The following is a 20306-nucleotide window of genomic DNA, read 5'->3' on the forward strand; positions in this document are numbered from 1 at the left end:
CGTTAGGGAGGTTTAAGAATGACGGTTTATGACGGAAAAGTATTCATCTCCTACAGTTGGTCCAATCAGGATCATGAGCAGTGGGTAAAGGATCTGGCCAAACAGCTGACTGAATGTGGAATACACGTAGAACTTGACAAATGGGATCTGCGAGAAGGCCACGACACGATTTCGTTTATGGAGCGGATGGTCACTAGCCCAGAGATAACGAAAGTAATTATTGTTTGCGATCGCTTATATGCTGAGAAGACCGATTCCAGGAAAGGTGGCGTCGGTACGGAAGCTCAAATTATTTCTGCGAAGATTTATGCAGAACAGAAGCAAGATAAATTTGTGGCCGTAATTGCGGAGAGGGATGAGCAGGGTAATCCGTTCCTGCCTACCTACTATAAGTCGCGCATCTATATTGATCTCAGTCAAAGCGATCGTTATGTGGAAGAGTTTGAGCGTTTGGTCCGCTGGGTGTATAACAAGCCGGTTGACCAGCGACCCACTCTCGGCAAGGCACCTTCATACATCACGGAGGCTAGCGGGAGTGCCCTGCCTGGGACGTCTTCGCTAGCGCGTCGTGTAATTGACGCGTACAGAAATGGCAAGGATTTCCGTCGAGGTGCATTTGACGAATACCTTCGGGCGTTTGTTGAGTCTACAAATGCGTTGCAGCTTTCAAGCGTTGAGCCGCCATTCGATGAAGCAGTCGTCGAACTGATCGAATCCTCCGCCCTTGCAAAGCAGGAGTTTGTCAACGTGTTCGGGGTGGTGATGCAATACGGGGACGTGGTGGAGTTGGTTCCCAAACTGATTCGTATGTTTGAACGTTTGGTGCTTCTGTATGAACCACCTCCGCATGCATCATCTTATAGCGATGTTCAATTCGACGCGGCTCGATTTTTCGTTCATGAAATATTTCTTTGCATCGTCGCCATGCTATTGGACGAGGAAAAAATTGACGAGTTGACGATTCTTCTGCATGCCAGCTATCACTATGATTTCCGCTTGAATCGCTCGCGCGAGAAAGAAGGGTCGTTCGGTCAGATATGGGAGAACGCAGAATCCTTGGATCAAAGAAATATAAGACTGAAGCTTGGGAAGGCATCACTTCGTGCGGATTTGCTTAAGAAGCGTTGTGAGGGTTCAGCTTTGAGCGTCGAGAGCTTGATGCAGGCTGATTTTGTGTGCTTTCTTAATAGGAAACTGGCAGGTGAATTTTGGTTTCCTGAAATGCTTGTTTTTGCGGTGCGCCATCATGGGCCATTTAAGGTCTTCTCCAGGGCAACGAATCCACCAGCCAAGAATCAATTGCTTGGCTTGTTGAGTCACGATCGACCTAATGTGGTGCTGGATGGGATTGAGAGATTGACGAGGGAGCGGGACATACCCCATTGGGATTACCGCCGTTTTGATCCGATCGCGCTGGCGAATGTTGAACGGCTTCGTCGTGTTAATTGATAAATCAAGCGCCGGGCAGCTATAGCAGGTTCTTGTCTTTCGCTGACTTGCTCTAATGGGAAATCGGCTGGTGTGAGCAATTGTGTGGATGGAGCTAGGGGGGCATCATTTCTCCAGGTGCTCAAAACACCGCTCAGTTGACTGCCAATCTGGCATCTTGCTTTTCCCGATCTTCGGGCGAGATGGACCTATCCGTAAGGACGGTCGCACGTTGACTGAGCGTGTTTTGACATCTCGCCCACCCTCCGCATTCAACAGGTCAGGTGGTCGTCCCTCAACTGTCATTTAGTTAAGGACTTCCATGCCCTCCAATCGCCTCATCCAATCCGTCGCCAACAGCAATTTCCAGCTCTCGGAATTCCTCGCCCTCGAACACATCGAGTTGGACCCCAATCCCGGCGAGCGCTCGGTCCCGTTCCTCGACCGCCATCCCCTCGCGCTCAACTCCGACCGCACGCTGGAGCAGCTCAGCGTCGCCGCCGGCAACCCCTATCACTATGGGGTCGGCGCAGACGGCGGCTTCTACAAGCATGCGCTCGTGCTCGATCAGGACATCACCGTCCGCACCGCCATCGCCAATCTGCGCAACCGCCTCGCGCACGCGACCTCGTTCTTCCAGGAACTCGACTTCTCCGCGAGCACGAGCCGCACGAACGGCAACCCCCGCGATATCGCCATCGAGCTCCTCCACGAGGTCGCCAGCTACTTCACGGTCATCGAGATCGCAGCCGTCGAAGAACACGGCCGCCAGGTGCAGAACTCCCTCCCGACGGCCTGACCGTGTCGAGTTTCAGACCGCCCCCTAATCCCCAGACCCCCAAAAAAAATGAGTGCCCGCGCGGAAGCGTGTGGCACTCGTTTTGTTTTGGGGCGGAAGGCATTGCCGCCATATCGCCAGGCCCAGGTGTTCCAACTCAGAATCACCTTCGCAGAGAAATTGAGGAAAACCCCATCCTTACACCTGCAAGACTTTACAGTGGCGCATTGCAGTGCCGTTTGGTAATCGCATCCGCGAGCGCGATTAAAACTACTGCTTAATGTTTGTTTACTTGGTGGAAACGATAGGAAATGATGGAACCGGCACTCGATATAGTGCAAAGCTCCTACAGGGAGTGATATTAATGAAACGCGAATTGAAACTCGTCGCTGCGGCGGCGATGGTCCTTGTTTCTTCTTCTGCCTTTGCGCAAACGAAGCCCGGCGATGATTACGTCCAGCAGTGCCGGAACGAAAATGTCACGCTGTATTGGTACGGCGGCCCAGCCAACTGCTTTGTGCAGACCAGCCGTGGCAACGTGCCGATCACGGCGTTTTTCGATGCAACGCTGGAACGGACAAAAGTCATCAGCCAAGCCGGCGTTGGATCTTGCACTGCCCAGCTGAATCTGTTGCGTACTGAAACCCAAGTCCGCCAAGTCTGCCAAGCTGTCCCGGCTCAACCGTTCGTCCAAGTGGGAGCCATCAGCTACGGCTGCGCCAGCCAGCAGGCAACCGGCGAGGTCTATTGGACCTCGACGCCCGGATATACCTATACCCTGCAGCGCAGCATCGGATCGATTCCAGACTTCTATCCGGCGGATCGGTACTATTCGATCGGCGGAAGCGTGAGCTTCACCTATCGCCTGAAAGCCACCGATGCCAACGGCGTCAGCGGCTCGTGGTCCTACATCACCTCCACGGCAAACTGCACCGGCCGCATGGACGATTGATCAGGAACAGCGGGCGGTGAAAGCCGCCTCCTGATACTCCACCCGACGAGTGCCCGCGCGGAAGCGTGTGGCACTCGTGTTTTTTTGGCCGTGCGCTAAATGGTGCCCTGTAGCCCTTCAGAGTGCGGCTATCGCCTACGTCGTGTGGCATGCCTTGCAGCAGTAGAAGCAGCCGTTGATCCGATCGTTTGGCCACTGCCTTTTAGCGGCAGTTACCGCCCCCGAACACGAAGAATGTTCGCCGAGATCGATCTGGTTCTGCGGCAGAGGCATGTACGCGCAGCCGGCTGACAGGTTGTGAACCTCGTAGTCCCCGTTGGCTTGCACATTCTTGTTGATGATGAACTGAGCCATGGTCTTTCCTCCTTGACGGTCGCTTGATCATTGATGGCTGTCATCTAGCGTGGCAGCTGCGTGAACGCTATCGACACCGACGCATTCCAGCTTCCTCAAGGCGTCCGATGACTGGCAACTCCGTTTCGGCTAACCGATGCGTAGGCCTGGATGGTCGAGCGACAGAAGAAGTTGCCCAGACGTCCTATATGCGGAATGACTTCAAAGGAGGCGCGCCTTACGATCAACGCCATGTCCCGAAGCATTCATCGCACGAGGAAATCCGTCTTCCATCTCAAGTCCAGGACTGAGGTGGAAGCGATGTGTGATCCGCGGGCGCCGGATCCGGACGTGGCCGAGCTCTTGAAGAAGTGGGCGTTCAAGCGGGCGTCGATTCGGAACCGGAAGGTCGCTGCCGCTGCTGCCTCAGAGCCGGTGGATCCCGAAGGCAACGCCTGACCCCCGCTCGCTTCGACCTAGTGCGGCGCGTCGGCCGCGACGTCGCGGCGACGCTCGATTCCCATCTCCACGCGCCCTCATGACGCCTCCCTCGATCACCCTGACCCGCGTCACGCCCGCCGACGCGACCTTGCTGGATAACCTCTGGCAGTTCTACGAGCTCGAATCCTCGTTCTGGTCGGGAGAGGACATCGATGCCAACGGGCGCTTCAGCTCGCTCTCCGGCTTCCTTGGCCGGCTGGGGGATCCCGACGCCTTCGACTGGGCCTACCTCATTCGCCAGCAGGGCGAGGTCGCCGGCCTTCTCCTCGTCGGTCACCAGAATCTGCGCGATGGCACGATCCAGCGAACGATCCTCGAGTTCGGCGATCTCTACGTGCTGCCGAAGTACCGCCATCAGGGCATCGCCACCGAGGTCATCCGGCAGACGATCCTCGCCTCGGACCATCCGTGGCTGGTCTGCGTCTTTCGCGACGACCAGCGCGCCCTGGACTTCTGGCATCGCGCCTTCCAGCGCCTGCCGTTCTCCACAGTCCGCCAGGTCGTACCGCCCGATGTGCCCGAGTTCGTCGAGTTCGTCGTCAATGACGTGGCGCTACCCGTCGAGACCTGACCCCATCCCCTGAGATCCGCCGCGCCCACCCGCGGACATCGAAACGACAACGAGTGCCCACGCGGGAGCGTGGGGCACTCGTTTTGTTTTTAGCTTCCCAACCCAAGTGGTCAATTTTTGGATGACGTGTTCTTGGGCCTGCGTTGCTGACTTATTGCTATCGAATAACCCGAATCTCTTCTGTATGGGCTCGGGCATTCTTGACCGGCGGCAAGACACTCCGTCGAAATCAATCTCCACGCGCACGATGCTGTTGGGGGACTACTTTCATTAGTAATTGAGAAGCCGCGACCTCAGCGATAAGCTTCGAACATTCAATTACGGCAACCAGCGGGCGCCCCTGGCTAGCAAACCCGGTGCGAGATTGAATGCAAATATTCACTGATCCTTTCATCACCTTCATTACCTATTGCGCGCCTGGCCTGTGCGCCATCGTCCCTTACTGGATGCTCTGGCGAGTGGAAAGGGATCGGGGTGACCATTTGATGATGCTTTTCTGTTTCATCCTCTACTTCCGAGGGTTGCAGGAAGTCGCCTCTTTGCTGATGAGGTTCATCTTCGGAAGCTCCTTCGTCTTCGGCGATTGGGGTGAGCCATGGGCGAACTGGACGATGGCTCTCATTGGGCTGGCAACGGGCTTGTATATGGGAATCCGTTATCGCCGAATGGGTGAGGCGGCCAAGGATATTTATCCTTGGGATCCCTTTGCCTATCGCTGATTGTCTGAGTTCACCAATTAACCAGACTCACCGGTTCCGCATCCACCGAATCGTGATTCGCGCGCATACCTGCTTCCCTCAAGGTCTCGTGGCGACGAAGACCAGCCAAGGCCTTGATCCATGGACTTTCCTTTCCCACCACTGAAGCCGCTTGCCGCTCGCTCGCTGCTAGATGCCCTTGGCATACGCCTTGAAGGCTACACTTCCGTCGAAATCGACGGAATGTGCCAACAAGACACCATGCTTCTCGAATACGGCCTTCGCAACTTCTTGTCCTTCAAGGAGGGCGCCTCGGTGTCGTTCCAGTTGGACGCCAACGTTCCGCCGCGCATTTCGCTCAATCTGCCTGCCGCCACGGTCATGTGCGTGAAGGGCGCCAACGGCAGCGGCAAGACGCATCTGCTGAAGGGACTGGCCTTCGTCGCGAGCTTCGTGGCCACCTCGTTCTCCTCTGACCCGGAAGCCGAGATCCCCGTCGCTCCCTTCTTTTCAGACCCCGGGCCGAGCTCGTTCTACGTCGACTTCAAGATCGACGATGCGACCTATCGGTACGAACTCGATGTGACCGCCTCCGGCGTGGTCAGGGAAGCGCTCTTCAAGGCCAGCAAGCGCAAGACCCTCGTGTTCGAACGCGTGCAGGACGACGTCAAAGCCGTCGCCCGGCTGAAGGTCCTCGAAGGCGTCAAGGTCCGCCGCAACGCGTCGGTGATCTCCGCCGCGTACCACCACCAGATCGACGAACTCGCGCCGGTCCACGCGTTCTTCAAGAACATCCACTTCAACGTCGGCAGCAGCGGGACGCGAGAGTCGCTGTTCATGGACATCTACAAGGTGGCCCAGCTCCTGAACGAGCACAATGACGTCCGCGCCTACGTCGAGCAGTTCCTCAAGGAATGCGACGTTGGCATCACGCGGCTGCAGATCTCCAGCGAGGAAGGGTCGGACGGCAAGCGTCGCTTCTTCCCCGTGTTCATCCACGAGGTGGATGGTCGGGAGTGCCAGGTCATGCCCGCCACGGAGTCCGCGGGGACGAAGCAGATTTTCCGGCTGATGTTGCCGATCGCCGCGGTGGTCGCTTCGGGCTCGGTGCTGGTCCTCGACGAACTGGACCTCTACCTGCACCCGCATCTGTTGCCCAAGCTGCTGGGACTCTTCCTCCAGGAGAAGGCTCCCGGCGAGCCCGTCGCGCAGCTGCTGTTCAGCACCCACCACAGCGAGGTGATGGACCTCTGCGGTCGCTACCGCACCACGCTGGTCAACAAGGACAACAACGAGAGCTACACCTACCGGCTCGACGAGATCCCTGGCGACGTCATCCGCAATGACCGCTCGCTGGTCACGCCCTACAACGACCGCAAGATCGGCGGCGTCCCGCGCCTATGACGCGATTCGGGAACTCGGGCAAGGATCGTTTCCTGGCGGGATTCCCGGCCGCCAGCCTGGAAGCGGCCGACAGTGATCACGCGGCGCGCTGCAAGTTCAACTTCTCGTACTTCACCTACGACCCTGCCGGGCAGCAGTTCTCCGACTGGACGCACGACAAGCTGGCCGGCCTCTTCGAGAAGCTCTCCCACTTCGGCAAGCAGACGCTCGACCATTGGAAGCAGCAACCGGTCGGCAAGACTGGCCGCGTGTTGTCGATCTATGGCGGCTTCCCGGTGCGCTCCGAGTTCAAGGTGCCGAAGCACGTTCCGCATCAGGCGCAGTGGGGGCGCTTCCGGCTCGATTGGGCTGGGCGCCTGTGTGGCTTCGTCGTACCGCGCGAGCTGGATGGGCAGGAACATCCCAAAGGCGGGCGCTTCTGTGCCAACACCTTCTATGTCGTGTTCCTGGACGAACACCATCGCTTCTACAAAGGCTCTGATTGAAGCCGGCGCCGTGGCATTGATGCGCGCCGCATCTCCAGAGATGCAAGGCAAGTCCGCGTGGAGGTTTGCCGTTGCTACTCCCGGAAAATCTCCTGCGGTCGGTCCACGTACGTGATCTCTCCGTCCGAGATCATCCCGAGCGTCTGGACGCCATTGCGCTGGGCGGTGGCCATGACCTTCAAGACTGTCCCGTAGCTGGCACCCTTCTGAGGCCAGAGGTGGACTTCGACCTGCTGGCCGTCGGGAACCTTGCCGATTGCACGCATCCGCGCTTCGAGCTCAGCGTGACTGCTCAGGACCTTGCCCTCCCAGACGACGAGGCCGTTCTGATCGATGGTGACATCTTGGACCGGCGGTGGGCCATTCGGTCCGCCGCAGTGGTTGAAGATATCGAAGCCCACCGCATGCAACGGTGTGGGAAGGGCGACGAACCACAGCGCCACCACGGAAAGCAGCACGGCGGAGAAGGGCGCTGCGCTCACGGTCGTGAGACTCAGCGGTTCCGTATCCTCCGAAGCGTGGTTCGCGCGCATGCCTGCTCCCTTCAAGGTCTCGTGGCGTCGAAGGCCATCTTCTCCGAAGAACGGTTCGAGGTCGATTGGCGAGATCCCCTGGCGGCTAGACTCCGCGCCTGCCTTGACGCGGTGCCCCGCACGAGATGACGACGATGAAGATCGCAGCGCTGGTGAGTTCCGCCTCCTTCGAAGCGGAGATCGTCGATGCCGCCGGCATGCGAGGCGTCTTCGAGAATTCGATGGCGGGGATGCGCAAGTTTGAGCGCTGGGCGCTCGCGGCCTATCAACGCGGCAGCGACATTAACGTGGTGCTTTGGGAAGCCGAATCAGGCGCGTCCTTGACCGCCTTCCCGCAGGCCGCGACGTCGGGCGCGCTCCTGTTCCGGAGCTGGCTGCCCTGGCGATCCGCAAACGGACTCGTGGGGATCGACTACATGGCTCATCAGTCCGCGCAGCGCTTCGCACGCCGCTTTGGCTACGACGACGTCTGCATCGCTGCCGTCGTGCGGCGAGCCAAGGGCGAGTTCCCTCCGGCGGCCCCTGACATTTCGCCTTAGGAGCCTCCGGGTACTCGCGTCGTCTTGCCCACGGTCTTCATTGTGGTTGGCGATAGACTCGCGCCGCAAAATGAACGACCTGACCGTTCCGGGTCGCCGTGCCCTTGCCTCATGGACAAAGAACTCCAGGCCATCCGAGACGCGTTCATTCACTACCCTCCGGAGGGCGAGGATCGGTCTTTCATCGACCTTTATCTGGTGCCGAACATCACGCCCGCCAATGCGAGGGAGGTCCTGGGGATCCTGGCGGCCCACGCAGATCTTAATCGGGCGTTCTGGGCAATGATCAATCGCCTTCCCTCCACGGACGAAGGATGGAGGGCGTTGAGTTTCATCGGCAGTGGAATGAGCAACGAAGATTTGCAGGAGAGGAATCGGCAACGACTGCGCCGTGCCGTCGAGATCGTTCGCAACGAGGTCGGATCAATCCAGACTCGACGCAACGAACTGTTCCGGCCGCACCGATGAATGACCGTTCGGTGCACGGTGAGCTGGATGGCGCAGCGAAGCACGCCATGCGCCGGGGCAGCAACTACTTTCTTGCCATTGCCCTGGTCACATTCACCTTTGCGAGCTTGTTCGGCGCCCTCTGGTTCCTGACGCCGACCAACCTCGGCAAGACCAACACCGGCATGGAAACGGTGTCTGCGCGATTCCAGCAACCGATTCGAGGCAGGGCTTTGGGCACGGCGTTGCTGCTCCGCTCGGATGGAACATCCGTGCAGGTGCCGTGCAGCCAGGTGGCAGCCCTGTGCGGGAGATTGGAGCAGGGGTCGATCGAGGCGCTGTCTGTCTGGCTTGCTCCGCCGGTCCTGATGGAGACGCCGTGGGTGATGGCGGCCGAGCATCACGGTCGCGATGTGCTCTTCGAGGTGGACCAGCGCATCCTGCTCATGGCCTACCGTGGCCGTCACGCCACCATGGCCGCAATCTGCCTTGCGATCACGGCGAGCGTCCTGTCGCTCGCCGTCTGGCTGCGCAGGGCGAGCAAGCGTTCGGACGCGTGAGCCGCTACTCGATCCCCAGATCCAGCTTCGAGATCAACGCCCGGCTCTGCGCGTTCATCCCCACGACCTCCACCGTGCTGCCGTGCTTGCGCAGCCGCTGGCAGACCTTGTCCAGAGCGTTCACCGCCGTGATGTCCCAGAAGTGCGCGCCCCCCAGGTCGATGCGGACCGGCTTGCCTTCGATGTCCCGGACGTCGAAGGCGTCGACCAGCAGGTCGGACGACGCGAAGAACACCTGCCCCGACACCCGATAGGTCAGCTGCTCCTCCCCGGACTTCTCGACGTCCAGCAGCCGCGCGACCTTGAAGGTGAAGAACACGCCGCTGAGCAGCACGCCGACCGCGACGCCGGCCGCGAGGTTGTCCGACACCACCGTCACCGCGACGGTCGCGACCATGACCGCGCTGGACAGCTTCGGATGCCTGAGCAGCGCCCGCGCCGAGCCCCAGTCGAAGGTCGAGGCCGACACCATCACCATGATGGCCACCAGCGCCGCGACCGGCACCTGCGAGACCCAGGGCTTGAGCAGCACCATCAGCACGAGCAGGAAGGCCCCGGCGAAGAGCGTCGAGAGCCGCCCGCGGCCGCCGTAGCGGACGTTGCTGACGGTCTGTCCGATCATCCCGCAGCCGGCGATGCCGCCGAAGAAGCTGGCCGCGATGTTGGCGGCGCCCAGGCCGGCGCACTCGCGGTTCTTCGAACTGGGCGTGTCGGTGAGGTCGTCCACGACGCTGGCCGTCATCATCGATTCGAGCAGCCCAACCATCGCGATCGCGAAGGCCGGCAGCGCGATGAGCCGCAGCGTCTCCAGCGAGAACGGCACCTGCGGCAGCCCGAACGAAGGCAGACCATCCGGCAGCAGGCCGAGGTCCGCGACGGTCTTCAACGGCAGCTGGAGCCAATGCGCCGCCATCGTCAGCACCACGATGCAGACGAGCGGGGAGGGCACGACGGTCGTGATCCTCGGCAGCCCGTAGATGATCACGAGGCCCACGCCGACCATGGCCCAGGTCGCCGCGTTGGCGCCGATCAGATGCGGCATCTGGGCCGAGAAGATGAGGACGGCCAGCGCGTTGACGAACCCGGTGCGCACCGATCCGGAGACGTAGCGCATCAGCACGCCCAACCGCAGCCAGCCGAACAGGATCTGCACCAGCCCCGCCAGCACGCCGGCGGCGAAGAGGTACTGCACGCCGTGGGCGTGGACCAGCGGCGCGGCCACGAGTGCGACCGAGCCCGCGGCGGCGGACACCATGGCGGGCCGTCCGCCGGTGAAAGCGATGACCAAGCTGATGACGAAGGACGCGAAGAGGCCGACCGCGGGATCGACGCCGGCGACGAACGAGAAGGCGATGACCTCGGGGATCAGGGCGAAGGTGGCGACCGCGCCGGCCATGAGCTCGCGCGGGATGCTGGGCGCCCACTCGGCGCGGAAGGGATGGGGATGTCGAGTGTGCCCCGGGAAGCCTGATTTCATCGCGGAATTGTAGGGACGCCCTCCAGTGAGTCCTCCAATGAAAAAAGGCCCGACCCGCTTGCGCGGACCGGGCCGTGGCCTCGACGGAGAGTCGCCTCTCCGCTCCAGCTTTACAACGAGTTGAGGAACGCCAGCAGCGCCTCGCGATCCGTCGCGCTCATCTTCACGAAGCGCTGGCGGCTCGCGTCGCCTTCGCCGCCGTGCCACAGGATCGCTTCGGTCAGCGTGCGGGCGCGGCCGTCGTGCAGGTAACCCACCTTCACGCCGGTGCCGGCCACGCGTTCCGTGTAGCCGATGCCCCACAGGGCCGACGTGCGCCACTGGCTGCCGCTGGCCTGCGACTCCGCGAAGTTGTCGGCCAGATCGCTGCCCATGTCATGCAGAAGCAGGTCGGTGTAGGGCTTGATCGTCTGGTTGCGCATCTCCGCCAGTTCCGTGCCCAGGCCCGTCTTCATCTCGGCGATGTGGCAGGCCGTGCAACGGATGCTGTCGAACAGCTTCGCGCCCGACGCGATCTTCACCGGATCCACATCCAGGTAAGGCAGCGGGGTCACGCCCTTCGGGAAGCCGCTCACCAGGCTGCGCTGCGCCGGAACGCCCAGCTGCGCCACGTAGCGCGACAGCAGCGTCAGCTCGTCCTCGGTCACGCCCTTCTCGACCTTCTTGCTGTTGCAGTTGGCCGGACCGGCCAGGCAATCACGGTTCGGGTACACCGGCGAGGTCACCGACATGTCCAGCAGCAGCGCGTTGGCCGTCTGGTGACGCAGGCTCACCTTGGCCGCCTTCCAGCCGTAGCGGCCCACGCGCACCGCGCCGGTCTCCGGGTCGTAGACCAGGTTGGCCTGACCCTTCACGCCGTCCGCGTCCGGCGTCGTGCGCACCCGCGACAGGATGTCCGCGTCGGTGATCGCCTCCAGCAGACCCATGCCGATCACCGGCTGCGCGCTGCGCAGCGAGTACACCGTCGGGGTCGGGCCGTCGAAGCTCACCTTGGGCTTGCTCAGCGTCACCACGGTGCCATCGGCCAGCGTCACGTTCTTCGTGTCGAAGCCCGCCACGCGCACGCCGTTGCCCCAGTCCTGCGCCGCGCCGGTGGTGGCCGAGCGGGCATTCATCTGCACGGCCTCGCCGTACACCGGGTGGGGCAGCTGCTTGCCGTTGGCGTCCAGCGCGGCCACGCGCACCGCCATCGTGTCCAGGCGCTGGTTGAGCACCTGCGGCGCCAGGCTGCGGCCGTTGTTGATGTGGCAGCCGAAGCAGTTGGTCTGGTTGAAGCGCGGACCCTGCAGCTTCACTGCGTCTTCGTTGCGGTCGTTGCCCTGCTCGTTGTGATCACCGGTCCACATGTTGGTGTGGAACCAGCGACGGCCTTCCACGAAGCGCTGCATGTTCTGCATGCCGATCTGGAGATTCGGCTGCTGGAACATGAAGGTCGCGTTGTCGGCGTAGTCGTACGAGATCGAGCCCGTGCCGCCCGACAGCGTTTCCACCGGCAGCGCCGCATTGTTCAGGCGCGGCTGCACGCCGTACTGCGGACGCAGGCCGCTGCCCACGACGTAGGTGACTTCGTTGGTGTAGTACCGGAAGTTGCCGTTGTCCTGGATCGCGTCCATCGCCGCGCGGCTGGAGAAGAACGAGGGGGTGAACTCGATCGCCTGACCCACCTTGAGCGGGCTGGCCGGGATGTTGACGCCGTTGGGCACCATCACGCCGTTGGCGTTGGGCGACAGGTCCTGATGGCCGGGCATGTTGTCCAGCACCACCGAGCAGCCGTCGTTCGCGCCGATGACGCCGCCGTAGCCCGTGGTGGGCTTGAGCAGGGCGTTCTGGGGCGGCTTGGGGACGATCGGGCAGGAGGTCTTGTCGACGAAGCCGTCGGTGTAGGTGGTGCGGTCCAGCAGATTGCCGGGCGACATCCAGCCGTAGCCGGTGACGTTCGGGTCGTCGGTGCGGCGGAAGAAGGACTGGCCGCCGCCGCGCTGCGCCTGCTGGTAGTACTGGTTGACGATGAGGGTCGGCTTGGTGACGCCGGCCACGCGGCTGTTGTCGATGAACTCGACGCCCCAGGTGCGGTTCTTGAAGTAGTTGGCGATGAAGTTGAGGTACGCGCCCGGGCCCTTGTCCTGCGGCTTGCCGTTGGCGTCCACGGTGTCGTTGGGACCGAAGCCGATCTCGTTCCAGTCCTCGCCGCGCTCGCGGCCGTGACGCGAACGGCCGACGAAGCCCATGCGGGTCACCAGCGTGCCGTCGGGCAGCGTGAACTGCGTCGTCTCCAGCGTGGCCGGCGTCGCCGGCGTGACCACCGTGCTGTTGGCCGGCGGCGTGGGCACGGCCGAGGCGGTCAGCATCGGCAGCGTGTTGTCGCTGCCCGGCGAGCTGAAGTTGACCTCCAGCAGCGAGTAGCCGTACTGCGTGCCGCGCGCGACGCCTTGCAGGCGGATGTAGCGGGCGTTGGCGTTCAGGTTGAAGAACTCCTCCGTGCCGCCCTTGCCGCCGACCACGTAGCGCAGCTGGTACCAGGTCTGGCCGTCGTCGGAGACCTGCAGCGCGTACTCCTTGCCGTAGGCGGCCTGCCACACCAGCTTCAGGTAGCCGATGGGCGTCTTGGCGCCGAAGTCGAACTGGATCCAGGCCTTGTCGTCGAACGCGCTGGCCCAGCGGGTGTTCAGGTCGCCGTCGAGCGTCTTCTGGGCGGTGTCGCCGTTGTTCTCCAGCGCGCTGGAGGTCGCGACGATGCCGGTGATCGCCTTGCCGGGCTTGCTGATGTCCAGGCCGGTGGGCGATTGCAGGGACGTGGGCACGGACGGCGTGCCGCTGTTGCCGCTGTTGCCGGTATCGCCGCCGGAAGGCAGCGTCGGCGGCGCGGGGGCGGGCGGCGGCAGTTCGGGTTCGTCGCTGACGGGCGAGGACGCCGCGGGCGCTGGAGCGGGGGCCGGGGCGGGTGCAGGGGCCGGCGCGCCGGACACGGGCGGGCTGCCCGCATCGGCCGAGCCGCCGCCACCGCCGCCGCAGCCGACGAGCGTGCCGGCCGCGCTGAGCGCGACGACCGCGCTGAACATGAGTCCCCAGGACGTCGTCCGTGGGGCGGGGCATGCCGACTTCGGGTCAGCCTCTGAATGGTCGTGGCGCATGGCGCTCCTGCAGGTCCGATGAACTCTAGACACCTGAGCGCGAGCAATTGCTCCGAACTCGACCCAGGTGGACTTTTGCCTGGTTCAAGCAGAGAACGTGCCGGTTGCGGTTGGAAACAAAGTGCGGTGGGCGGCGCGAATCCGGCGTTTGTGTCGGCCAACCCTAATCCCAAAGAGGTATTCGGGCGATTGGCGATCCGACGCCAGGGTCAGGTTTTGTCAGGCCTGACAAGAGATGCGACAAATAGTGTCACTTCGATCTGCGGAAATCGATGAAACTCGCCGGCGATGTCCGCCGACCCTCGTGCCGGCCACCGAGCCGATGACCCCCGAGCCGCCGACCTCCGCCGCATGAAGCGGGTCGCGCTGGGCTGCCTGCTCGCGTCGCTGGCGGGACTGGTCGTCAGCCTGCTCATGGGCGCGCAAGGCGGCTGGGGCTGGCTCAAGGCCTTCTGCGAGGCCGCGGCCATCGGCGGCCTGGCCGACTGGTTCGCCGTCGTCGCGCTGTTCCGCCATCCGCTCGGCCTGCCGATCCCGCACACGGCGCTGATTCCGCAAGGCAAGCATCGCATCGCCGACAGCCTCGCCGAGTTCGTCCGCGACAACTTCCTCCATCCCGAGGTCCTGCTCCAGAAGCTGGAAGTCCTCAACCCCGCCGAGCGCCTCGGCCACTGGCTGCGCGAGCCCGCCAACCTCGCGCAGGTGACCGGCTCGGTCCGCGCGATGGCCGTCGAGGCGCTCTCGCTGCTGAACGAGCAGGCGGTTCGCCGCGCCATCGGCGAGTTCCTCGTCGCCCGCGCGATGTCCTGGAACGCCACCGGCACGGCGGCCTCCGTGCTGGATGTGCTGACCAAGTCCGGCCGCCATCAGGACGTGCTCGACGGCGCGCTCTCCAAGCTCCGCGACTACTTGTCCACGCCGGAGGTGCGGACGCTCGTCGCTGCGCGGCTGGTGAAGTTCGCGAACGCCCAGTGGCCGAAGACGATCAAGGTGGTCGACACCATCGCCAACGTCGACAAGATGGCCGACAGCCTGTCCGACAAGCTCGCCCTGCAACTGGTCGAGGAAGTGCAGACCGCGCTCTCGCAGCCGGACCATTCGGTGCGTCGCCAATTCGACGACTGGATCCACGAGTTCATCGATCGTTTGCGCGAGGACCCCGAGTTCGCGCGCGAGGTCAACGCGATGAAGGACCGCGTCGTGCAGAGCGACGACGTCCGCGCCTACCTCGACGGCGTGTGGACGGAAGTCCGCGCCACCATCGAGCGGGACCTGGACCGCGACGACTCCGTGCTGATGCGGCATCTGGACCAGTCGCTGGCGGCGCTCGGCGACCGGCTGAGCCGCGATCCGTCGCTGGTGCAGGCGATCAACGAGCATGTGCTGTCCGCCGCGGAGCGCATGGTGGGCAGCATGCGTGAGGGCATCACCCGCCACATCGCGTCGACGGTCAAGGCCTGGGACGACCGCAGCCTGGTGCGGCAGATCGAGCTCAGCGTCGGACGCGACCTGCAGTTCATCCGCCTGAACGGCACGCTGGTGGGCGGCGTCATCGGGCTGTTGCTCTACGCGGTGACGATCCTGGCGCAGCGCTGACAATGTCCGGCGCCCGACGAGGCGTCGGAAACAACACGATCGAGGGAGTCCATGACATTCAATCCATTCGTCGCGCGGCTGATCGCCGCGTCGAGTCTCGTCCTGGTCGTCGGCACGGCGGCAGCCGCTCCGCAGGCACCGGCACCGGACGCCTATACCGAACTCGCCGCCGAACGCTTCCGGGAGATCAAGGCCGAGTTGAAGAGCGACGCTGCCATCGTCGTCAAGGGACCGCTCACCATCCAGCTGGGCGACTCGTTCGTCGTCAGCCTCGACCGGATCTACGCGTTCTGCCAGAGCAATGCGTCGCACTGCGCCCGTGAGACCGATCGCTACGCCAGACGGGTCTTCGAGGTGTGGCGCGATCGGGAGGCGCCGCCGGTGAAGGAGAAGGTCCGGCTGGTGGTCCGTTCCGAGGACTATCTGGCGCAGGCGGAAAAGGCGGCGGGCGACAAGCCCGAGTCCCGGCTGATGCCGCGCCCGCTGGTCGACGGGCTTGTGATCGTGCCCGCCCTGGACACCCCATCGTCCCTGCGCATGCTCGGTCGCAAGGACGCCACGAGCCTGCAGCTCGATGCGGACGCGTTGTTCGCGCTCGCGCTGTCGAACACGCTGGCCGGACTCAAACCGATCACCGACGCGCCGGTGGCGGTCAAGGGGTCGTTCGGCCGCCTGGTCGGCGACGTCTACGAACCGAGCCGGCTGGCGTCGCCCGAGGCGTTCGCGCCGCTGGTGAAGGCGCACAACGGCACCTTGCTCGTCATGGCGCCGCTGACCGATGTGCTGCTCTACGTCGGCGAGGACACGCCGACGGCGCGGGAAGCGATGCGGCTGTTCGGTCGCAACCTGATGAAGCGCTCGCCGAACCCGCTGTCTGACATCGTGCTGCGCTGGACCGACAAGGGTTGGCAGCGGGTCGACTGAACGCCGATTCCGCGGGCATCGGGCGTGGCCGAATCGGCAACGCGTGTTGCTCAATAGGCATCAAGCGTTGTTGATTGAGCAACAAGTGTGGCCTAATCGGCAACACCTGCTGCCCTGGAACTTCCGCCATGAATGCGTCCTTGATGAACGAACTGGTTGGCGGCGCGGCGCGCTACCGCGCGCTTCGTTGCCTGTATGAGCAGGCGGAGCGCGAGTTCGGCACGCGCGAGCTGGCTGCCGCCGCCGAGATCGATCCGAGCAATGCCTCCCGGTGGCTCCGTCGCTGGGCGGAAGTCGGGCTGGTGGATCGCAGGGCTGTCCGGGGGCTGGCTGTTTTCCGGGCTTCTTCCGATCCGGCGCTTGCGCCATTGCGCGCGCTGGTGATGCAGGACAGCGAACTTGTCCGCGTCATGCGGGAGCATCTCGCGACCCTCAAAGGTCAGATCGAGGTCGCTGCCTTGTTTGGGTCAGCGGCACGCGCAGACATGCATTCCGACAGCGATATTGATCTTCTCGTGTTGACCCCCGACCTCTCGCGCCTTCAAGCTCAGGCTCACTTCAAACCAGCTGGGCGCGCGCTGAAGCGGGCCGTCAACGTGCTGGTCTACACGCCCGAGGACTGGCGCCAGGCGCGCGACGATCGCAACCCCTTTGTGCTCGACATCCTCGGTCACCCGACCATCGAGCTCAAGGGATCGCTGCATGCGGCGTAAGCCTCACCTCCAACAGGTCGAGGGTCGCCAGGCACGACATGCTGGCGCGATGCGCGGCACGTCGTGCCAACGCCCGTAGACTCCGGCGATCTTCAGCTCCTTCCGGAACCTCCCCATGCCCCGTTACGTCGCCTTCCTCCGCGGTGTCAGTCCGATGAACGCGCGGATGCCGGACCTGATCCGTGCGTTCGAGGCTGCCGGCTTCACGCGGGTGAAGACGGTGATCTCCAGCGGCAACGTCGTGTTCGACCACCCCGGCGCGCCGGTCGACGAGCTCGAACGCATCGCCGAGCAGACCATGACCGACACGCTGGGCAAGACCTTCGGCACCACCGTGCGACCGGTCGAGCACCTCAGACGGATCGTCGATGTCGACCACCACGCCGCGTTCAACCCGCCGGCCGCGGCCAAGCAGCTGATCACTTTCCTGAAGCGCCCGCACGAGGGTCAGGTTTCGCTGCCGCTCGAAGGCGAGGGCGCCGCGATCTGCAAGCTCGATGGCGTCGAGGTCTACAGCCACTACCTGCCCAACGACAAGGGCCCGCTGTTCATGACCATGCTGGAGAAGACCTTCGGCAAGCAGATCACGACGCGCACCGTGGACACGGTGCGCAAGTGCATCAAGGCCTGAAGCGGGTCACGGGCCCCCCGCGGTGAATCCGTGGCGACGCGCCCCGCCGCTCACGACAGCACGTTGTAGAGCCGTAGGATCCACCACTGCTGCACCGCCAGCGCGACCAGCACCAGCGCCCACTGGAAGCGCCGGCTGGTGACCAGCGCGGCGACGCCGCACAGCGCGATCGCCGCGGCCGTCTTCACGCCGTAGGCCGTGCCCAGTTCCTGCAGGTGCGGCGTGCCCTTGAGCGCGCTGTCCGCCACGTCCAGCAGCAGCGTGAACGCGAGGATCCCGAAGAACCAGCGTCGCCGCGACATGAAGTAATCGCGGTAGCCGGCGTACTCGGCGATGTCGTCGGGGAAGAGGATCGCGCACAGCAGGTAGAGCACCGCGCTGTAACCCACCACGAACACGAACTGCAGGAAGTGCCACGGGCCCACGCGGCTCAGCGCGAACTCCCACCACCAGAAGTGGATGAGCGTCACCAGCATGTAGAGCGCCCACAACAGGTGGACGCCGTCGACCTTCAGCCGGCCCGGGTGCTGCACGAACTTCGCCAACCCCGAGAGCAACCGCGCGATCGACAGGCTGACCACCATGCTCAGCACCATCCGGATGTGGATGAACTGGGTGGGATCGATCGCGGCGTGGTCCATCGCGGGGGGCCCGGTGTCCGGTCCGCGTCAGGCCGTCAAGGCGTCAGGCGACGCACGCCCGGTTCTTGCCGGTGCGCTTGGCCTCGTAGAGCGCCTCGTCGGCGCGGTCCAGCGCCTGCTCCATCGTCTCGTTGCCGCGGAACAGCGTCACGCCCGCCGAGAAGGTGACGAACACGTCGCGCCCCTCGTGCATGAACAGGCTGGCCGACAGCGAGCGCTGCAGCCGCAGCAGCACCGCCTGCGCCTCTTCGAGCGGCGCCTCGGGCAGGATCAGCACGAACTCCTCGCCGCCCCAGCGGCCGACCTTGTCGCCCGGCCGCAGCAGCCCCGACACCCGCGCCGCCAGCGCCTTCAGCGCCTCGTCGCCGGCCGCGTGGCCGAGGTTGTCGTTGAGCTTCTTGAAGTTGTCGATGTCCAGCAGCGCCAGCGCCAGCGGCTTGGGATCGCGCTCGAGCTTGGCGCGTTCGGTCTCGAAGGTCGCGATCAGGCCGCGCCGGTTGGCGACCTGCGTCAGCTGGTCGGTCTGGACTTCGCTGGACAGCCGGCGCAGCTCGCCTTCGAGCTGCTCGACGCGTCCGGCGAGCTGCGTCGCGCGGTCGTGTTCGTCGCGCAGCCGGCCTTGCGTGTTCTGGACGAGCGACTGCACGCTGCGGCTTTCTTCGACCATCTCGCGCACCACGCCCGCCAGGCTCTCCAGCGAGTCCGCCTGCTCGATCACGGTGGCGTACTTGCCCACGCTGTCGCTGAAGCGGTCGGTGTGCTGACCGAGTTCGCCGAGCTCCTGCAGCATCCGGTTGATCAGGCCCTTGAGCGCGTCGCGGGCGCGGCTGCGCTCCTCGCGCAGGCTATGCTGGCGCTCGCGCGTGCCGTGCAGCAGCTCGCTGACCGAGCGCACGCTGCGCGCCGTCAGGCCCTGCGCCAGCGTCTGGTTCATCGCCTCGCACTGGCCCTGCGCCCAGGAGTCGTCCTCGGCCAGGTCGGCCAGGCTGCCGGTCAGCTCGCCGCAGAGCTTGCCCAGCTCGGTGAACGCGTGGTTGCGGTGATCCAGCCAGCGCCGCGCGCGGATGCACAACGCATCCATCTGCGCCGCGCGCTCGGGCGTCGCGCCGTCGCGGACCAGCTCCGCATGCGCCACGCCGAGTTCGTCGATCAGTTCCTGCGCCCGCGCGTCGTCGGAACGCAGCGCGTGGCGCACGGTGCCGTTCAGGTGGGTGCCGACCTCGGGCCACGACTGTAGGCCGGGGCCCGCGTCGCCCATCAGCGTGTCGAGCGAGCCGTAACGCGCCGAGGCCGCGCCCGCTGCGCCCGCAGCGGCTGCCTCGGCCGGCGGCTGCGCGGCTTCTTCCTCGCTGAAGAACTGGCTCGGCGTGCCGGCGCGTTCGTCCTCGTCGTCCTCGACGCCGTCCAGCGGCGCCGGCTGCGTCTCCACGCGCGAGTCGCTGACGTCGGAATCCCAGCTCGCGACCAGCTGCTTCAAGCGCAGGGTCAGGCGTTGCGGGTCGCTGCGGTTGCTCTGCAGGACGCGCAACACGCCGTCCTTCTTGCGCGCCAGCGTCCATTGCCGGCCGCCGCGTTCCAGGCCGCGCATCATCCGTTCGATCAACTGCGCGAGCTGTTCCGCCTGCGCGCCGGGGCCGTGCGTCTGCTGCAGCCCTTCCAGCGCGCGCTGGAGCTCATCCCATTTGCCTTCGCGCACTTGCAGCGCGAAGCCCTGGCGCTGCTGCGGATCGGGCACCGCCAGTCCGAGCAGCCGGGCCACCGAGCCCTGTGCGCGCTCAGGCAGTTGCGCGCTCGCGCCGCCGCGGGCGGTCTCGCCGGACTCCTGCGCGTAGGCGCGGGCGTAGTTCTCGGGGGTGGGTTCCAGCTTGTCCAGCGCCAGCCGGCGCAGGGCCGCTTTTGCCAGGAGAGCGGGGGGCTGCTGCGGCATCGGTCGGGACTCGGTGAATGCGGGGAAGGGCGCTGAC

At 64.1% G+C, this 20306-nt stretch carries 21 protein-coding genes; 15 read left to right on the forward strand and 6 right to left on the reverse strand.

The window, feature by feature from the left end:
* The first annotated feature begins 18 nt into the window (after positions 1-18).
* The 3 genes from ACQZ13_RS08680 to ACQZ13_RS08690 all read left to right on the forward strand — a co-directional run bounded on the left by ACQZ13_RS08680 (position 19) and on the right by ACQZ13_RS08690 (position 3158).
* Positions 19-1449 (forward strand): toll/interleukin-1 receptor domain-containing protein, encoded by a 1431-nt coding sequence (locus tag ACQZ13_RS08680; protein ID WP_431051065.1) that lies wholly within the window; start codon positions 19-21, stop codon positions 1447-1449.
* Between the two features lie 301 nt (positions 1450-1750).
* Entirely contained in the window at positions 1751-2227 is a 477-nt protein-coding gene (locus ACQZ13_RS08685; protein ID WP_088403412.1) for a hypothetical protein, read from the forward strand.
* Between the two features lie 343 nt (positions 2228-2570).
* The gene (locus tag ACQZ13_RS08690; RefSeq protein ID WP_431051067.1) at positions 2571-3158 is read left to right on the forward strand and encodes a hypothetical protein; all 588 of its coding nucleotides are present in this window, start codon (positions 2571-2573) and stop codon (positions 3156-3158) included.
* A 135-nt stretch (positions 3159-3293) separates the two neighbouring features.
* On the opposite strand, the gene ACQZ13_RS08695 is transcribed toward ACQZ13_RS08690, so the two are convergent.
* Entirely contained in the window at positions 3294-3512 is a 219-nt protein-coding gene (locus tag ACQZ13_RS08695) for a hypothetical protein (RefSeq protein ID WP_088403414.1), read from the reverse strand.
* A gap of 231 nt (positions 3513-3743) precedes the next feature.
* Here ACQZ13_RS08695 and ACQZ13_RS08700 point away from each other — a divergent pair, with 231 nt between their 5' ends.
* From ACQZ13_RS08700 to ACQZ13_RS08720, 5 genes are all read left to right on the forward strand, one after another.
* Positions 3744-3950, forward strand: a complete 207-nt coding sequence (locus tag ACQZ13_RS08700) for a hypothetical protein (RefSeq protein WP_431051069.1) — start codon at positions 3744-3746, stop codon at positions 3948-3950.
* 79 nt (positions 3951-4029) lie between these two features.
* Positions 4030-4563, forward strand: a complete 534-nt coding sequence (locus tag ACQZ13_RS08705; RefSeq protein WP_431051071.1) for a GNAT family N-acetyltransferase — start codon at positions 4030-4032, stop codon at positions 4561-4563.
* 368 nt (positions 4564-4931) lie between these two features.
* A complete protein-coding gene (locus ACQZ13_RS08710; protein WP_431051073.1) occupies positions 4932-5282 on the forward strand; it encodes a hypothetical protein in 351 nt (116 codons plus the stop codon).
* A 240-nt stretch (positions 5283-5522) separates the two neighbouring features.
* On the forward strand, positions 5523-6665 hold the full coding sequence (locus tag ACQZ13_RS08715) for an AAA family ATPase (RefSeq protein ID WP_431051075.1): 1143 nt from the start codon (positions 5523-5525) through the stop codon (positions 6663-6665).
* A complete protein-coding gene (locus tag ACQZ13_RS08720) occupies positions 6662-7150 on the forward strand; it encodes a hypothetical protein (RefSeq protein ID WP_431051077.1) in 489 nt (162 codons plus the stop codon). Before ACQZ13_RS08715 ends, ACQZ13_RS08720 begins: the two co-directional genes overlap by 4 nt.
* A 74-nt stretch (positions 7151-7224) precedes the next feature.
* On the opposite strand, the gene ACQZ13_RS08725 is transcribed toward ACQZ13_RS08720, so the two are convergent.
* Positions 7225-7683 (reverse strand): ExbD/TolR family protein, encoded by a 459-nt coding sequence (locus ACQZ13_RS08725; RefSeq protein WP_431051079.1) that lies wholly within the window; start codon positions 7681-7683, stop codon positions 7225-7227.
* A 134-nt stretch (positions 7684-7817) separates the two neighbouring features.
* Between ACQZ13_RS08725 and ACQZ13_RS08730 the strand changes: the two genes are divergently transcribed.
* The 3 genes from ACQZ13_RS08730 (at position 7818) to ACQZ13_RS08740 (ending at position 9229) form a co-directional block, all read left to right on the forward strand.
* Positions 7818-8222 (forward strand): hypothetical protein, encoded by a 405-nt coding sequence (locus ACQZ13_RS08730; protein WP_431051081.1) that lies wholly within the window; start codon positions 7818-7820, stop codon positions 8220-8222.
* Positions 8223-8333: 111 nt separating this feature from the next.
* Complete coding sequence (locus ACQZ13_RS08735; protein WP_431051083.1) at positions 8334-8690, forward strand: hypothetical protein; 357 nt, start codon at positions 8334-8336, stop codon at positions 8688-8690.
* A complete protein-coding gene (locus ACQZ13_RS08740; RefSeq protein WP_431051085.1) occupies positions 8687-9229 on the forward strand; it encodes a hypothetical protein in 543 nt (180 codons plus the stop codon). The genes ACQZ13_RS08735 and ACQZ13_RS08740 overlap by 4 nt, the downstream gene beginning before the upstream one ends.
* Before the next feature lie 4 nt (positions 9230-9233).
* Here the strand turns inward: ACQZ13_RS08740 and ACQZ13_RS08745 are convergent, their stop codons facing one another.
* Positions 9234-10706: a SulP family inorganic anion transporter gene (locus tag ACQZ13_RS08745; protein ID WP_431051087.1), complete on the reverse strand. Its 1473-nt coding sequence runs from the start codon at positions 10704-10706 to the stop codon at positions 9234-9236.
* Between the two features lie 110 nt (positions 10707-10816).
* Entirely contained in the window at positions 10817-13765 is a 2949-nt protein-coding gene (locus tag ACQZ13_RS08750) for a di-heme oxidoredictase family protein (RefSeq protein WP_431051089.1), read from the reverse strand.
* Between the two features lie 423 nt (positions 13766-14188).
* Between ACQZ13_RS08750 and ACQZ13_RS08755 the strand changes: the two genes are divergently transcribed.
* From ACQZ13_RS08755 to ACQZ13_RS08770, 4 genes are all read left to right on the forward strand, one after another.
* Positions 14189-15433: a DUF445 domain-containing protein gene (locus tag ACQZ13_RS08755; protein WP_431051091.1), complete on the forward strand. Its 1245-nt coding sequence runs from the start codon at positions 14189-14191 to the stop codon at positions 15431-15433.
* A 51-nt stretch (positions 15434-15484) separates the two neighbouring features.
* Entirely contained in the window at positions 15485-16357 is an 873-nt protein-coding gene (locus tag ACQZ13_RS08760) for a hypothetical protein (protein WP_431051093.1), read from the forward strand.
* A gap of 128 nt (positions 16358-16485) precedes the next feature.
* Positions 16486-17070 carry a nucleotidyltransferase domain-containing protein gene (locus ACQZ13_RS08765; RefSeq protein ID WP_431051095.1) on the forward strand — a complete coding sequence of 195 codons (585 nt, stop codon included), beginning with the start codon at positions 16486-16488 and terminating at the stop codon, positions 17068-17070.
* Positions 17071-17185: 115 nt separating this feature from the next.
* Complete coding sequence (locus ACQZ13_RS08770; RefSeq protein WP_431051097.1) at positions 17186-17701, forward strand: DUF1697 domain-containing protein; 516 nt, start codon at positions 17186-17188, stop codon at positions 17699-17701.
* A gap of 50 nt (positions 17702-17751) precedes the next feature.
* On the opposite strand, the gene ACQZ13_RS08775 is transcribed toward ACQZ13_RS08770, so the two are convergent.
* Both ACQZ13_RS08775 and ACQZ13_RS08780 read right to left on the reverse strand, forming a co-directional pair.
* Positions 17752-18342, reverse strand: coding sequence for a hypothetical protein (locus tag ACQZ13_RS08775; protein ID WP_431051099.1), 591 nt, complete (start codon positions 18340-18342; stop codon positions 17752-17754).
* Positions 18343-18385: 43 nt separating this feature from the next.
* On the reverse strand, positions 18386-20269 hold the full coding sequence (locus ACQZ13_RS08780; RefSeq protein WP_431051101.1) for a diguanylate cyclase domain-containing protein: 1884 nt from the start codon (positions 20267-20269) through the stop codon (positions 18386-18388).
* Between the last annotated feature and the right edge of the window lie 37 nt (positions 20270-20306).

Origin of the sequence: Roseateles sp. L2-2 (genome assembly GCF_050613215.1) — a bacterium.
Taxonomy (GTDB): Bacteria; Pseudomonadota; Gammaproteobacteria; order Burkholderiales; family Burkholderiaceae_C; genus Roseateles; species Roseateles noduli.